Origin of the sequence: Psychrobacillus sp. NPDC096389 (assembly GCF_044762855.1) — a bacterium.
Classification (GTDB): Bacteria; Bacillota; Bacilli; order Bacillales_A; family Planococcaceae; genus Psychrobacillus.
Map to the genome: position 1 here is coordinate 193,165 of NZ_JBIWFB010000007.1, position 12,898 is coordinate 206,062.

At 38.8% G+C, this 12,898-nt stretch carries 19 protein-coding genes; all 19 read left to right on the forward strand.

All coding sequences use genetic code 11. The features are described from left to right. Positions 1-2 precede the first annotated feature (2 nt). The 19 genes from ACIQ38_RS17110 to ACIQ38_RS17200 all read left to right on the forward strand — a co-directional run bounded on the left by ACIQ38_RS17110 (position 3) and on the right by ACIQ38_RS17200 (position 12,871). Positions 3-1,004, forward strand: a complete 1,002-nt coding sequence (locus tag ACIQ38_RS17110) for a sensor histidine kinase (protein WP_402825713.1) — start codon at positions 3-5, stop codon at positions 1,002-1,004. A 99-nt stretch (positions 1,005-1,103) separates the two neighbouring features. After that, on the forward strand, positions 1,104-1,865 hold the full coding sequence (locus ACIQ38_RS17115; RefSeq protein WP_402825716.1) for an ABC transporter ATP-binding protein: 762 nt from the start codon (positions 1,104-1,106) through the stop codon (positions 1,863-1,865). Next, positions 1,855-3,843 carry an FtsX-like permease family protein gene (locus ACIQ38_RS17120; RefSeq protein WP_402825719.1) on the forward strand — a complete coding sequence of 663 codons (1,989 nt, stop codon included), beginning with the start codon at positions 1,855-1,857 and terminating at the stop codon, positions 3,841-3,843. The genes ACIQ38_RS17115 and ACIQ38_RS17120 overlap by 11 nt, the downstream gene beginning before the upstream one ends. 129 nt (positions 3,844-3,972) lie before the next feature. Beyond that, positions 3,973-5,292, forward strand: coding sequence for a Na+/H+ antiporter family protein (locus ACIQ38_RS17125; protein WP_402825722.1), 1,320 nt, complete (start codon positions 3,973-3,975; stop codon positions 5,290-5,292). Positions 5,293-6,284: 992 nt separating this feature from the next. Then, a complete protein-coding gene (gene rpsJ, locus ACIQ38_RS17130; RefSeq protein WP_093274779.1) occupies positions 6,285-6,593 on the forward strand; it encodes a 30S ribosomal protein S10 in 309 nt (102 codons plus the stop codon). Between the two features lie 44 nt (positions 6,594-6,637). Beyond that, positions 6,638-7,267, forward strand: a complete 630-nt coding sequence (gene rplC / locus ACIQ38_RS17135) for a 50S ribosomal protein L3 (RefSeq protein WP_402825725.1) — start codon at positions 6,638-6,640, stop codon at positions 7,265-7,267. A gap of 26 nt (positions 7,268-7,293) precedes the next feature. Further along, complete coding sequence (rplD, locus tag ACIQ38_RS17140; protein WP_402825728.1) at positions 7,294-7,917, forward strand: 50S ribosomal protein L4; 624 nt, start codon at positions 7,294-7,296, stop codon at positions 7,915-7,917. Next, on the forward strand, positions 7,917-8,201 hold the full coding sequence (rplW, locus tag ACIQ38_RS17145; RefSeq protein WP_093274761.1) for a 50S ribosomal protein L23: 285 nt from the start codon (positions 7,917-7,919) through the stop codon (positions 8,199-8,201). Before rplD ends, rplW begins: the two co-directional genes overlap by 1 nt. 42 nt (positions 8,202-8,243) lie before the next feature. Beyond that, a complete protein-coding gene (gene rplB / locus ACIQ38_RS17150) occupies positions 8,244-9,074 on the forward strand; it encodes a 50S ribosomal protein L2 (RefSeq protein ID WP_402825733.1) in 831 nt (276 codons plus the stop codon). 60 nt (positions 9,075-9,134) lie between these two features. Continuing rightward, positions 9,135-9,413 (forward strand): 30S ribosomal protein S19, encoded by a 279-nt coding sequence (gene rpsS / locus ACIQ38_RS17155; RefSeq protein WP_090567829.1) that lies wholly within the window; start codon positions 9,135-9,137, stop codon positions 9,411-9,413. 20 nt (positions 9,414-9,433) lie between these two features. After that, complete coding sequence (rplV, locus tag ACIQ38_RS17160) at positions 9,434-9,778, forward strand: 50S ribosomal protein L22 (protein WP_093274750.1); 345 nt, start codon at positions 9,434-9,436, stop codon at positions 9,776-9,778. Between the two features lie 3 nt (positions 9,779-9,781). Further along, positions 9,782-10,438, forward strand: coding sequence for a 30S ribosomal protein S3 (gene rpsC / locus ACIQ38_RS17165; RefSeq protein ID WP_402825738.1), 657 nt, complete (start codon positions 9,782-9,784; stop codon positions 10,436-10,438). A gap of 1 nt (position 10,439) precedes the next feature. Next, positions 10,440-10,874, forward strand: coding sequence for a 50S ribosomal protein L16 (rplP, locus tag ACIQ38_RS17170; RefSeq protein WP_402825741.1), 435 nt, complete (start codon positions 10,440-10,442; stop codon positions 10,872-10,874). Beyond that, on the forward strand, positions 10,864-11,064 hold the full coding sequence (rpmC, locus tag ACIQ38_RS17175; RefSeq protein WP_090567840.1) for a 50S ribosomal protein L29: 201 nt from the start codon (positions 10,864-10,866) through the stop codon (positions 11,062-11,064). Before rplP ends, rpmC begins: the two co-directional genes overlap by 11 nt. An 18-nt stretch (positions 11,065-11,082) precedes the next feature. After that, positions 11,083-11,346, forward strand: a complete 264-nt coding sequence (gene rpsQ, locus ACIQ38_RS17180; protein ID WP_402825746.1) for a 30S ribosomal protein S17 — start codon at positions 11,083-11,085, stop codon at positions 11,344-11,346. Between the two features lie 44 nt (positions 11,347-11,390). Next, positions 11,391-11,759 carry a 50S ribosomal protein L14 gene (gene rplN, locus ACIQ38_RS17185; protein ID WP_053591327.1) on the forward strand — a complete coding sequence of 123 codons (369 nt, stop codon included), beginning with the start codon at positions 11,391-11,393 and terminating at the stop codon, positions 11,757-11,759. Positions 11,760-11,795: 36 nt separating this feature from the next. Beyond that, positions 11,796-12,104 carry a 50S ribosomal protein L24 gene (rplX, locus tag ACIQ38_RS17190; protein WP_142605848.1) on the forward strand — a complete coding sequence of 103 codons (309 nt, stop codon included), beginning with the start codon at positions 11,796-11,798 and terminating at the stop codon, positions 12,102-12,104. Positions 12,105-12,127: 23 nt separating this feature from the next. Next, positions 12,128-12,667, forward strand: a complete 540-nt coding sequence (rplE, locus tag ACIQ38_RS17195) for a 50S ribosomal protein L5 (RefSeq protein ID WP_402825751.1) — start codon at positions 12,128-12,130, stop codon at positions 12,665-12,667. Positions 12,668-12,685: 18 nt separating this feature from the next. Beyond that, positions 12,686-12,871: a type Z 30S ribosomal protein S14 gene (locus tag ACIQ38_RS17200; RefSeq protein WP_093274736.1), complete on the forward strand. Its 186-nt coding sequence runs from the start codon at positions 12,686-12,688 to the stop codon at positions 12,869-12,871. Positions 12,872-12,898 lie beyond the last annotated feature (27 nt).

Below are 12,898 nucleotides of genomic sequence, written 5' to 3' on the forward strand. Positions count from 1 at the left end.
AATTGTTCATTTTGTATGTAAAAGAAAGAAAAGCATGGATTCTCTTTTTTGTAGGATTGCAAATCTGGTTGAACATCCTATTAACTTTAGATATTGCCTTCCAAGATGTTTCTATCCTTTATATCAATCTGGTGTATATAATAACTTTCCTATTATTTATTTTTTGGAGGTATAAGAAAGAGACAACTTATTATAAAGAGTTAGGTGAAAGTGCAACGTTTGATTCGCTCCCAGAGGGTGAGTCTAGTTTTGAAAAGAAAATAACAAGTATTATGGAAGAGTTAATATTAGTAAATAACGAGGAATTAAATCAATTGAAGGTGGAGCATTTAGAAGAGAATGATCGCATTTTAACATGGATTCATGAAGTGAAAACTCCATTGACTGGCATGAGGCTCATAATCGATGCTGTACAGGAACCTTTATTACGGAAAAAACTAGAGGTCGAGTGGTTAAGAATTCATTTATTATTAGATCAGCAACTTCACCATACAAGATTGCCTTCTTTGGAAAAGGATTATGTAGTAGAGCTTGTTCCGCTTCAAAAATTAATACATAAAGAAATAAAAGAACTGCAAGCATGGTGCATGCAAAAAGGAATTGGTTTTGAAATTGATCTTCTCCAAGAAGAAGTATTAACCGATCAAAAATGGTTAGCATTTATCCTTCGCCAGTTATTATCTAATGCTGTTAAGTACAGCAATCCAGATAATGAAATTCACATTTCTTCTAGAAAAGACGAAGCGGGTCATACAATTTTGACTGTAAAGGACTTTGGAAGTGGAATAACGAAGGCAGACCTACCACGTATATTTGAAAAGTCATTTACCGGTACAACTGGCAGAAACACCGCTGCTTCAACTGGAATGGGACTATATTTAACGAAAAAAGCCGCTGATAGACTGGGGATGCGAATAATAGTAGATTCTAAAGTAGGCGAAGGATCCACATTTTCATTACAATTTCCCTTAAAAAACGAAATGAGCAAAATAATGAGTAGGTGACAAAATTGTCATCTACTTTGTTTGTTTGTCATGTAAATCGAACGATTAAAAGTATAAAAAGTCTTACACTAGAGTTAATACTATGTAGGAGGTAAATACATGATTATATTGAGCGGACGTAAAATAAGAAAAGTTTATGGTAAAAAGTCAACTGCGCAAGAAGTGTTAAAAGGCATAGATATGGAAGTACAGGAAGGCGAATTTGTTGGAATCATGGGACCATCGGGTTCTGGGAAGACAACTTTACTAAATGTACTTGCTTCTATTGATAAAGCGACGGAGGGTGTCATCGAGATTAGTGGCCATAATTTACGAACGATGAAAGAACGCGAGTTATCCAATTTTCGTCGAGAGCAATTAGGTTTCATATTCCAAGACTACAATCTCTTAGATACATTAACGGTGAAAGAAAATATACTATTGCCACTTTCCATTAGCAATATTTCTAAAAAAGAAGCGGAAGCACGGTTCAAAGATCTTACTAAAACATTAGGAATTGATGATCTTGCAAATAAATACCCAAACGAAATATCTGGAGGACAAAAACAAAGAACATCTGCTGCACGTGCATTAATCAGTAATCCGACCGTAGTGTTTGCCGATGAGCCCACAGGAGCATTAGATTCTAAAGCAGCTACTGCACTGCTCAGTAACCTGGAGAAAATCAATCTTGATAAAAAAGTGACCATTATGATGGTTACACATGATGCGGTTGCTGCGAGTTTCTGTTCGCGCGTGTTATTCCTAAAAGATGGTCAACTATATACAGAGCTGTATAAAGGTGAAAAAGACCGTACACGGTTTTTCCAAGAAATTATGAGTACGCAAGGTGTGCTTGGTGGTGATGGCTATGACGCTTAGTCAGTTAGTTCTTCGAAGCATGAAGAAAAATATTAAACATTATTATTTATATTTCTTTGCACTTATTTTCAGTGTGACGCTTTACTTTTCTTTTGTGACTTTGCAATACAACCCTAGTGTAGTAGATGTATCGCAAGGGGTAAAGATTGCTGCTGGTTTAAAGGCCGCTTCGTATATATTATTATTTGTAGTAGTGTTTTTTGTTCTGTATGCCAACCTTTTGTTTATGAAACGAAGAAGTAAAGAAATTGGGCTCTACCAGTTAATAGGGATGTCAAAAGGGCTTGTGACAAGGTTATTAGTGCTTGAGAATACGATTCTATGGGTTAGTGCACTTGCGATAGGTGTTGGACTTGGTTTTTTAAGCTCTAGAATTTTTGGGATGGTTTTACTGCGCATTTTAGAAAAAGACGTTTTGGTTCAGTTAATATTTTCGGTGGAAGCACTGCAAATGACCATTTTCGTATTTTTAGTGTTATTGATCGTAGTATTGATCCAGACTGCAATCGGTATCCGACGGGTGTCGTTACTTGCATTGTTTACGGCAAATGCAACAGCGGATGTAAAAGTGAAACGATTTAGTGGATTTCAAATGTTACTTGGCTTCATAGGTCTTTTATTAATTGGTTACGGGTATTACCTGTCTACTACTTTGTTCGAATTAGAAAGTGATAATCCCAATATGCTTTTTTATAAAATGATTGCTATTTTAGGTTCAACAATTGGAGGAACATTTTTTGTTTTTCGATTTTCAGTAGCATTCATATTGAATTTAATTCGAAAACAGAAAAGAGGACATTTGTCTATACAGGATGTACTATCTTTATCACCAATCATGCATCGTATGAAATCGAATGCTATGTCACTAACTGTAATTACGGTTATATCTGCAACAGCATTAGGAATTCTTTGTTTGTCGTATATCTCCTATTACTCGGCAGGTTCATCGGCAAAACAGAATATACCTTTTGATTATATTCTTATGAATGACCAAGGCGAGGCATTCATAGAGCGATTAAATGAGAAGAAAATAGACTTTACACAAACGGATATTGAATTATTGAATGTGGAAGTCGATACGGCGGATATCTACGCTAGTGAAATGCCAGCGGGATTAAGTATGGCATCTAAAGGGCCGATGATCATCTCGAAGCTAAGTGATATGCAAAAGGTAATGCCGGAGCTCTCATTAAAAGCAGGGGAAGGGTATATCACGGGATATAGTAATATGATGTCAGAAATAGTGAAACTGGAGGAAAATAAGCCAGTACAGCTAACGACATCAGACGGAGAAGAAGCTATTACAATTAAAGAAATCAAATCGGATTCATTGCTTGTCTATTACCTAACTGGTGCCGGCATGTCAATGGTTGTGACCGACGATCTATTTGAAAAGCTTGCGGAAGATTCTATGATTAGCGAGCAAACTGGATGGAAAAAACAAGTTGGTATTGATTTGGTGGATAGAGCGCAGTTAAAAGAAATGCAAGTGATATACGAGGAAACAACCAATAATGGTCATTTTGAAATGACTAAAGATGACGGCGTAATTGATAGTGTGAATATGGATTCGCAAGAAGCATATAGATTGTCGATGCTAGATATGTTTGGGCTAGTGATCTTCGTAACGGGATTCTTAGGCTTAGCATTTTTAATGACCACAGGTAGTATTCTCTACTTTAAACAAATGACAGAAGCAGAAGAAGAAAAAGCTTCTTATACGGTGCTTAGAAAAATTGGTTTCACTACGAATGAGTTGATGAAAGGAATTTACAAAAAGCAATTGTTTAACTTTGGAGTTCCATTAGTTATTGGCTTAGCGCATAGCTACTTTGCTGTTAAATCGGGCTGGATGCTATTCGGCACGGAACTAGTAGCACCTTTACTGATTACGATGGGGATTTATGTAGTTTTATATTCGATCTTTGCATTTCTTTCTATTGGATACTACCGAAAAGTAGTGAATGAATCATTGTAAAATAGGAATATTAATTGAACGAAAGCCACTTTGTTTTTTAGCGAAGTGGCTTTTTTATATTGACATTTTGTTCAAGAAGAATTAAACTTTCATTTATTAGTAATCTAGTGTGTGAAAGTGAGTGTTTTTATGAATGCTGTTTTAATTGCAGTAATAGTGATGTTAGTTTTGAGTTTACTTCGTATTAACGTTGTATTCTCGCTGACAATAGGTGCGTTAGTAGGTGGTCTCACAGCTGGTTTATCTATCACGGAGACCGTCGATTCATTTACAGGAGGCTTAGGGGAAGGCGCAGAAATTGCTTTGAGTTATGGGATGTTGGGTGGTTTTGCGATAGCTATATCCAAAACCGGCATTCCTGAACTATTAGTTGCTACCATTTTGAAATTAGTAAAAAGAGATGGGGATACACAAAAAACTGGCTTAGCAAAAGCCTTAGTATTCTTAGTTTTATTGTTGATGGCAATATTCTCACAGAATTTAATTCCAATTCATATAGCCTTTATTCCATTATTGATACCACCGATCTTAAGGATACTGAATTTAATGAACGTGGATCGTCGATTAATAGCTTGTATTTTAGCTTTTGGTTTAATAACCCCTTATATGAGCTTGCCTTTTGGTTTTGGGCTACTCTATCAAGATATTGTAGCAACACAAGTAACAGCGGCAGGAGAAACTATTTCCACATCTGATGTATATGGTCCGATGTTGATCCCGGCTATAGGAATGGTCGTAGGTTTAATCATTGCATTTATCGTGTATCGTAAACCGCGCTACTATAAAGATTTAGAAAAGAACAAAGCATTAGAAATAGAAGTGACAATTGAGAAGAAAAATGTTGTTTTTACTATCATTGCACTTTTAGCTGCTGTTATTGTACAAATACCTACAGAATCTATGATCTTAGGAGCATTAGCTGGAGTAATTATTTTATATATAACTGGTGCGCTTAAATGGAGACAAGCAGATGAATTGTTAACAGATGGTATGCGTATGATGGCATTCATCGGATTGGTTATGATAGCTGCTAGCGGATTTGCAGAGGTAGTGAAAGACTCAGGAGACGTAGAGAAGCTAGTTACGGCGTCTACGTCTATCATGGGGGATAACAAAGGACTTGCGGTATTAATCATGTTACTAATAGGGTTGATCGTGGACATGGGTATTGGTTCTTCGTTTGCGACGATTCCAATTATCGCGGTTATCTTTGTACCGATTGCTCAAGAATTTGGTTTGAGCCCAGCAGCGATTATAACGCTAATAGGAACAGCAGGTGCATTAGGAGATGCGGGCTCTCCTGCTTCCGATTCAACGCTAGGTCCTACAGCAGGATTAAATGTCGATGGTCAACATAACCATATTCGGGACACTTGTATCCCAACGTTTTTTATCTTTAATATTCCACTGATTATATTTGGATGGGTTGCGATTATGTTTTTCTCGTAATGATTATCATAATTTATGAAGGAAAAGGATGATCTCCATGAGGTCATCCTTTTATTGTTAGAGATACTGCATCTTAGTGAGCTCAATAAGGAGACCGCTATATTTCCGCTGGACGAGTGACGAGCCACTACGTCGCTAATGATACACCTTGGAGCAAAATTCCAAAGAATGGCTAAGGGCGACCAAAAAGCTATTGAGAGCAACTAATTTCAGTAGGAAAGTAACTAAAAACTGCGTGAAAGCAACTAAATTGCCGCTGAGAGCAACTAATCTCTTACAGTAGCAAGTTTACTAGTATGTGACGCCCATGACTTAGGTATGTTATCTGCCTAAAAGCTCGCCGAACTTGTCTAGCTGGCATCTGCTCAACTTTTTTGTCGCGTACGTGGTGTATATTGTCTCATCAACTACTTATTATTCATTTCGAGAACTGATAAGTTAGTTTTATCCTTCGATCCTTGATGCAGCCGGCGACTCCAGTGGAGGCATCACGATGTGACGTTCTTAGACTTTGTTCCTCTGTTGAGTAGGATGGAGACTTCACAACGCACATATAAACGGCGGTGAAGGCCCACCACTGCCCCAAGGAAAGCTTCCGTTCTGCAGTGAAAATCACAGTGAATCCTAATAGAGCAATATGCGAAGCATTATCCCTAAACAGTTACAACCATGTTTCTTACCATTATATTAATGCCAATTATATATTCCACAAATTCACAACACCATAACTCTTGATATTTGTGGTCGAATTTTATATACTGAATACCGGCTTAAGAAAGCATTTATAGCTGTAAAATATGTTTTTAAAACAATTTAAAAGAATTTCGCTAAAACACTTGCGAAATCTTTTTTTATTGTATATAATGTTGTAGTTGGTCTTTGACTGCGATGAAGCGAGAGGTTACCGACACACCCGGCCGCTTTGCCATGGCGAGTGATTGGAAAATTTTCGTGGAGAATGTCTAGAAAATAGGCGAGAAGGAGGGAAAATAATGGCAAAACAAAAAATTCGTATCCGTTTGAAAGCGTATGATCACAGAATTCTTGATCAATCTGCTGAGAAAATTGTGGAAACTGCTAAACGTTCAGGTGCAAGTGTATCAGGTCCGATTCCACTTCCAACTGAGAAGTCGACGTACACAATTCTTCGTGCTGTTCACAAGTACAAAGATTCTCGTGAACAATTCGAAATGCGTACGCATAAACGTCTGATCGATATCGTTAACCCAACACCACAAACTGTTGATGCGTTAATGAAGCTTGATTTACCATCTGGCGTTGATATTGAAATCAAACTTTAATGGTAAAAAAATAAAACAACAAATTATTATAGGAGGTGTGACGGATGACCAAAGGAATCTTAGGTAGAAAAATCGGTATGACGCAAGTATTTGCTGAGAACGGTGACTTAATCCCTGTAACTGTAATTGAAGCTACACCAAACGTAGTACTTCAAAAGAAAACAGTTGAAACAGACGGTTACGAAGCTATTCAGTTGGGATTTGAAGATAAGCGCGAAAAGCTTTCTAACAAACCTGCTAAAGGGCACGTAGCAAAAGCGAGCACTGCTCCTAAGCGCTTCATCCGCGAATTCCGCGGCTTGGATACAGCTAATTACGAAGTTGGTCAAGAAGTCAACGTAGAAAGTTTTGTAGAAGGCGATGTAATTGATGTAACAGGAGTTACTAAAGGTAAAGGTTTCCAAGGTGTTATTAAACGCCACGGACAATCTCGTGGACCAATGGCTCACGGATCTCGTTACCACCGTCGTCCAGGTTCAATGGGGCCAGTTGCTCCGAACCGTGTATTTAAACAAAAGAAATTACCTGGTCAAATGGGTGGGCATGTAGTGACAATCCAAAACTTACATATCGTAAGAGTGGATGCTGAACGCAACCTACTACTTGTTAAAGGTAATGTTCCTGGTTCTCGTAAATCATTAGTAGTTGTAAAAGCTGCTATTAAATCGAAATAATCTCTTAAAGAAAGGAGGAAACAGGAATGGCAAAAGTATCTTTATTAAATCAAGCAGGAACTTCTGTTGGTGAAATCGAGTTAAACGATAAAGTTTTCGGTATCGAACCAAACGAAGCTGTTTTATTTGAAGCTATCATTGCTCAACGCGCATCACTTCGTCAAGGTAATCACAAAGTGAAAAACCGTTCTGAAGTAGCTGGTGGCGGACGCAAACCATGGCGTCAAAAAGGAACAGGTCGTGCTCGTCAAGGGTCGATCCGCTCTCCACAATGGCGTGGCGGTGGTGTTGTATTCGGTCCAACTCCACGTAGCTATAGCTATAAATTACCTAAAAAAGTACGTCGTCTAGCACTTCTTTCAGCTCTTTCATCTAAAGTGCGTGAAGAAAGCATCGTAGTACTAGAAGGTTTAGCTTTTGATGCACCAAAAACAAAAGAATTCGTGAAAGTGTTATCTAACCTTTCAATCGATAAAAAAGCGTTATTCGTAACTGCTGATTTAGATGAAAACGTAGCATTAGCTGCTCGTAACATCCCTGGAATCACAGTTGTGTCTGCAACAGGTATTAACGTATTAGATTTAGTAGGACACGATAAATTAGTGTTAACTAAATCTGCAGTAGAAAAAGTTGAGGAGGTGCTTGGATAATGGAAGCACGTGATATTATTAAACGTCCGGTCATTACCGAGCGTTCTTCTGAAATTATGGCAGATAAAAAGTACACTTTCGAAGTGGACACTCGCGCTAACAAAACACAAGTTAAATATGCTGTTGAAGAAATCTTTGGAGTAGATGTTGAAAAAGTGAACATCATGAACTACAAAGGGAAATTCAAACGCGTAGGTAAATTTGGTGGTTATACAAACAAACGCCGTAAAGCGATTGTTACATTAACTCAAGATAGCAAAGAAATCGAATTATTCGAGATCTAAATCTTATAAAAACAAATCAATACTCAAGAAGGAGGGAATACAATGGCGATTAGAAAGTATAAACCAACGACAAACGGACGTCGTAACATGACATCGTTAGATTACGCTGAAATCACAACAGACAAACCTGAGAAATCACTTCTTGCTCCTGTGACACGTAAAGGCGGCCGTAACAATCAAGGTAAAATTACTGTTCGTCATCATGGTGGTGGACACAAACGTCAATACCGTATCATCGATTTCAAACGAAACAAAGATGGTATTGAAGGTCGTGTAGCTACTATTGAATATGATCCAAACCGCACTGCGAATATCGCATTGATTAACTATGTGGATGGGGAAAAACGTTACATCCTAGCTCCTAAAGGCTTAGAAGTTGGAATGACAGTTGTGTCAGGTCCAGAAGCTGATATTAAAGTAGGAAACGCGCTTCCATTAGAAAACATTCCAATGGGTTCTACAATCCATAACATTGAAATGAAACCTGGTAAAGGTGGTCAGCTAGTACGTTCTGCTGGTACATCTGCTCAATTACTTGGTAAAGAAGGTAAATACGTAATCGTACGTTTACAATCTGGTGAAGTTCGCTTAATCCTAGGTGTTTGCCGTGCAACTATCGGTGAAGTAGGAAACGAACAACACGAACTAGTAAACATTGGTAAAGCGGGACGTTCTCGTTGGTTAGGTAAACGCCCAACTGTACGTGGATCTGTCATGAACCCGAACGATCACCCACACGGTGGTGGTGAAGGACGTACGCCAATCGGTCGTAAGTCACCTATGTCTCCATGGGGTAAACCAACTCTTGGATACAAAACTCGTAGCAAGAAAAATAAATCCGACAAACTTATCATTCGTCGTCGTAAAAAATAATGTGGTTTACTACGGTTCAAAGAAAGGACCGTGGTGTAATCACGAAAGGGAGGATTCAGCATGGGTCGTAGCTTGAAAAAAGGACCTTTCGCAGACGATCATTTACTTAAAAAGGTCGATGCACAAAAGGATTCTGAGAAAAAACAAGTGATTAAGACTTGGTCTCGCCGTTCGACAATTTTCCCTACTTTTATCGGATTAACAATCGCAGTATATGATGGACGTAAACACGTTCCAGTATACGTGACTGAAGATATGGTAGGTCATAAACTAGGCGAGTTTGCACCAACACGCGCTTATAAAAGTCATGGTGCAGATGATAAGAAAACAAGACGCTAATTTGAGAGGAGGTCATTCAAATGTCACAAGCAAAAGCTATTGCTAAAACAGTGCGCATTGCTCCTCGTAAAGTAAGATTAGTCGTAGATTTAATCAGAGGTAAGCAAGTTGGTGAAGCAGTTGCAATTTTACAACTTACTCCAAAAACAGCATCTCCTGTTGTTGAGAAAGTATTGAAATCTGCAGTTGCAAACGCTGAGCACAATTATGATTTAGATATTAACAACCTAGTTGTTTCTGAAATTTTTGTTGACGAAGGTCCAACATTAAAACGTTTCCGTCCGCGTGCACAAGGTCGTGCAAGTGCGATCAACAAACGTACTAGCCACATCACTGTAGTGGTATCTGAGAAGAAGGAGGGATAATTCGTGGGTCAAAAAGTACATCCAATAGGATTACGAGTAGGTATTATTCGTGACTGGGAGTCAAAATGGTACGCTGGTAAAGACTATGCAACTCTACTTCACGAAGACTTGAAAATTCGTAAATACATTGAAACTCGTTTAAACGACGCATCTGTTTCTAAAGTAGAAATCGAACGTGCTGCTAAGCGTGTTAACATTACAATTCACACTGCGAAACCAGGTATGGTAATCGGTAAAGGTGGTACTGAAGTTGAAGCACTTCGTAAACACTTAAACGATTTAACTGGCAAGCGTGTACACATCAACATCGTAGAAATTAAAAGAGCTGACTTAGATGCTAAATTAGTAGCAGAAAGTATCGCACGTCAATTAGAAGGCCGCGTATCTTTCCGTCGTGCTCAAAAACAAGCAATTCAACGCACAATGCGTGCTGGCGCTAAAGGTATTAAAACTCAAGTATCTGGACGTCTTGGCGGCGCTGACATCGCGCGTGCTGAACACTATAGTGAAGGAACTGTACCACTTCATACATTACGTGCTGACATTGATTATGCACATGCTGAAGCTGACACTACTTATGGTAAGCTAGGCGTAAAAGTATGGATCTATCGTGGGGAAGTCCTTCCAGTGAAGAAGAACTCTGAGGAAGGAGGCAAATAATATGTTAATGCCTAAACGCGTTAAATATCGTCGTGAACACCGCGGAAAGATGCGTGGTGAAGCGAAAGGCGGTAAAGAAGTATCATTCGGTGAATTTGGTTTACAAGCAACTGAAGCAAGCTGGATTACTAGCCGTCAAATCGAATCTGCTCGTATTGCAATGACACGTTACATGAAACGTGGCGGTAAAGTTTGGATTAAAATTTTCCCACATAAACCATATACGAAAAAGCCTCTTGAGGTTCGTATGGGATCAGGTAAAGGTGCTCCTGAAGGTTGGGTAGCTGTAGTAAAACCAGGAAAAATTATGTTTGAAATTGCTGGTGTATCTGAAGAGATCGCTCGTGAAGCGCTACGCTTAGCATCACATAAGCTTCCTGTTAAATGTAAAGTAGTTAAACGTCAAGAAATTGGTGGTGAATCTAATGAAAGCTAATGACATCCGTGAACTTACTACTGCAGAAATAGAACAAAAGGTAAAATCACTGAAAGAAGAGCTTTTCAACCTTCGCTTCCAATTGGCGACTGGTCAATTAGAAAACACAGCTCGCATTCGTGAAGTACGTAAAGCGATTGCGCGTATGAAAACTGTGGTTCGCGAAAGAGAAATCAGTGCAAACAACTGATAAAGGAGGTTTTCAGGCATGACTGAGCGTAATCAACGCAAAGTATACACAGGCCGTGTTGTTTCAGACAAAATGGATAAAACAATTACTGTTTTAGTTGAAACTCATAAAAAACATAAGTTATACGGTAAACGTGTTAAATACTCGAAGAAATTCAAAACTCATGATGAGCAAAACGAAGCCCAAATCGGAGATATCGTCCGCATTATGGAAACTCGTCCGTTATCAGCTACAAAACGTTTCCGCCTAGTGGAAGTTGTAGAAAAAGCGGTTATTATCTAATAATAAATTTCGGAACTAATTAATTCCGAAGGGAGGTTACCTAAGTGATCCAACAAGAAACTCGTATGAAAGTTGCTGACAACTCAGGTGCACGTGAAGTTTTAACAATCAAAGTACTTGGTGGTACTGGACGTAAGACTGCTAATATCGGCGATATCGTCGTATGTACGGTTAAGAAAGCAACACCAGGTGGCGTTGTCAAGAAAGGTGACGTCGTTAAAGCTGTAATCGTTCGCACGAAAAGCGGCGTACGCCGTAAAGACGGTACTTATATCAAATTTGATGAAAACGCATGTGTTATTATCAAAGACGATAAAGGACCGCGTGGAACTCGTATTTTCGGACCTGTTGCGCGTGAACTACGTGACAGCAACTTCATGAAAATCGTATCTTTAGCTCCAGAAGTTCTTTAATTTACATGAAAGTGCCAATCAAGGAGGTGCGACAGAATGCATGTTAAAAAAGGCGACAAAGTAATGGTAATCTCAGGTAAAGACAAAGGGAAAACAGGTGTTATCCTAGCTTCTTTTCCTAAGAAAGACCGTGTGTTAGTTGAAGGTGTAAACATCATCAAAAAACATATGAAGCCAAACCAAGTAAATCCGCAAGGAGGAATTGTAAGTCAAGAGGCTGCAATTCACGTATCGAATGTTATGTTAATCGACCCTAAAACTGGCGAGCCGACTCGCGTAGGTTATAAAGTAGAAGATGGCAAAAAAGTTCGTGTTGCGAAAAAATCCGGTGAAATCATTAAATAAGTAAAAAGAAGGGAGGTACACACATGAACCGCCTAAAAGACAAATATCTTAAGGAAGTTTCTCCTGCTCTTATGAGCAAGTTTGAATATAAGTCAGTAATGCAAGTACCTAAAGTTGATAAAATTGTTATCAACATGGGTGTGGGTGATGCTGTATCTAATACAAAAGCACTTGACGCTGCTGTTGAAGAATTACAAATTATCTCAGGTCAAAAACCTGTAGTTACGAAAGCTAAAAAATCGATCGCTGGTTTCCGTCTTCGTGAAGGAATGCCAATCGGAGCAAAAGTTACACTACGTGGAGAGCGTATGTATGACTTCTTGGACAAATTAATCGCTATCTCTCTTCCTCGTGTACGTGACTTCCGTGGTGTTTCTAAAAAAGCATTTGACGGTCGCGGTAACTACACTCTAGGAGTAAAAGAGCAATTAATCTTCCCTGAAATCGATTATGATAAAGTTTCGAAAGTACGCGGTATGGACATCGTAATTGTAACAACTGCGAACTCTGATGAAGAAGCTCGTGAGTTATTAACACAATTCGGTATGCCATTCCAAAAGTAAAATAAGGGAGGCGAAAACGTGGCTAAAAAATCAATGATCGTTAAACAACAACGTACGCCAAAGTTCCAAGTGCAAGGCTACACACGCTGTGAGCGCTGTGGACGTCCGCACTCTGTATTACGTAAATTTAAGCTTTGCCGTATTTGTTTCCGTGAACTTGCATATAAGGGACAAATTCCTGGCGTTAAAAAAGCAAGCTGGTAAACCCCTATAAATGGGAAGGAGGTAAAT

What these genes read in the sequence shown, in the direction of transcription:
- ACIQ38_RS17115 (WP_402825716.1), top strand. Translation starts at nt 1,104, where the DNA reads ATGATTATATTGAGCGGACGTAAAATAAGAAAAGTTTATGGTAAAAAG.
- ACIQ38_RS17120 (WP_402825719.1), top strand. Translation starts at nt 1,855, where the DNA reads ATGACGCTTAGTCAGTTAGTTCTTCGAAGCATGAAGAAAAATATTAAA.
- ACIQ38_RS17125 (WP_402825722.1), top strand. Translation starts at nt 3,973, where the DNA reads ATGAATGCTGTTTTAATTGCAGTAATAGTGATGTTAGTTTTGAGTTTA.
- rpsJ (WP_093274779.1), top strand. Translation starts at nt 6,285, where the DNA reads ATGGCAAAACAAAAAATTCGTATCCGTTTGAAAGCGTATGATCACAGA.
- rplC (WP_402825725.1), top strand. Translation starts at nt 6,638, where the DNA reads ATGACCAAAGGAATCTTAGGTAGAAAAATCGGTATGACGCAAGTATTT.
- rplD (WP_402825728.1), top strand. Translation starts at nt 7,294, where the DNA reads ATGGCAAAAGTATCTTTATTAAATCAAGCAGGAACTTCTGTTGGTGAA.
- rplW (WP_093274761.1), top strand. Translation starts at nt 7,917, where the DNA reads ATGGAAGCACGTGATATTATTAAACGTCCGGTCATTACCGAGCGTTCT.
- rplB (WP_402825733.1), top strand. Translation starts at nt 8,244, where the DNA reads ATGGCGATTAGAAAGTATAAACCAACGACAAACGGACGTCGTAACATG.
- rpsS (WP_090567829.1), top strand. Translation starts at nt 9,135, where the DNA reads ATGGGTCGTAGCTTGAAAAAAGGACCTTTCGCAGACGATCATTTACTT.
- rplV (WP_093274750.1), top strand. Translation starts at nt 9,434, where the DNA reads ATGTCACAAGCAAAAGCTATTGCTAAAACAGTGCGCATTGCTCCTCGT.
- rplP (WP_402825741.1), top strand. Translation starts at nt 10,440, where the DNA reads ATGTTAATGCCTAAACGCGTTAAATATCGTCGTGAACACCGCGGAAAG.
- rpmC (WP_090567840.1), top strand. Translation starts at nt 10,864, where the DNA reads ATGAAAGCTAATGACATCCGTGAACTTACTACTGCAGAAATAGAACAA.
- rpsQ (WP_402825746.1), top strand. Translation starts at nt 11,083, where the DNA reads ATGACTGAGCGTAATCAACGCAAAGTATACACAGGCCGTGTTGTTTCA.
- rplX (WP_142605848.1), top strand. Translation starts at nt 11,796, where the DNA reads ATGCATGTTAAAAAAGGCGACAAAGTAATGGTAATCTCAGGTAAAGAC.
- rplE (WP_402825751.1), top strand. Translation starts at nt 12,128, where the DNA reads ATGAACCGCCTAAAAGACAAATATCTTAAGGAAGTTTCTCCTGCTCTT.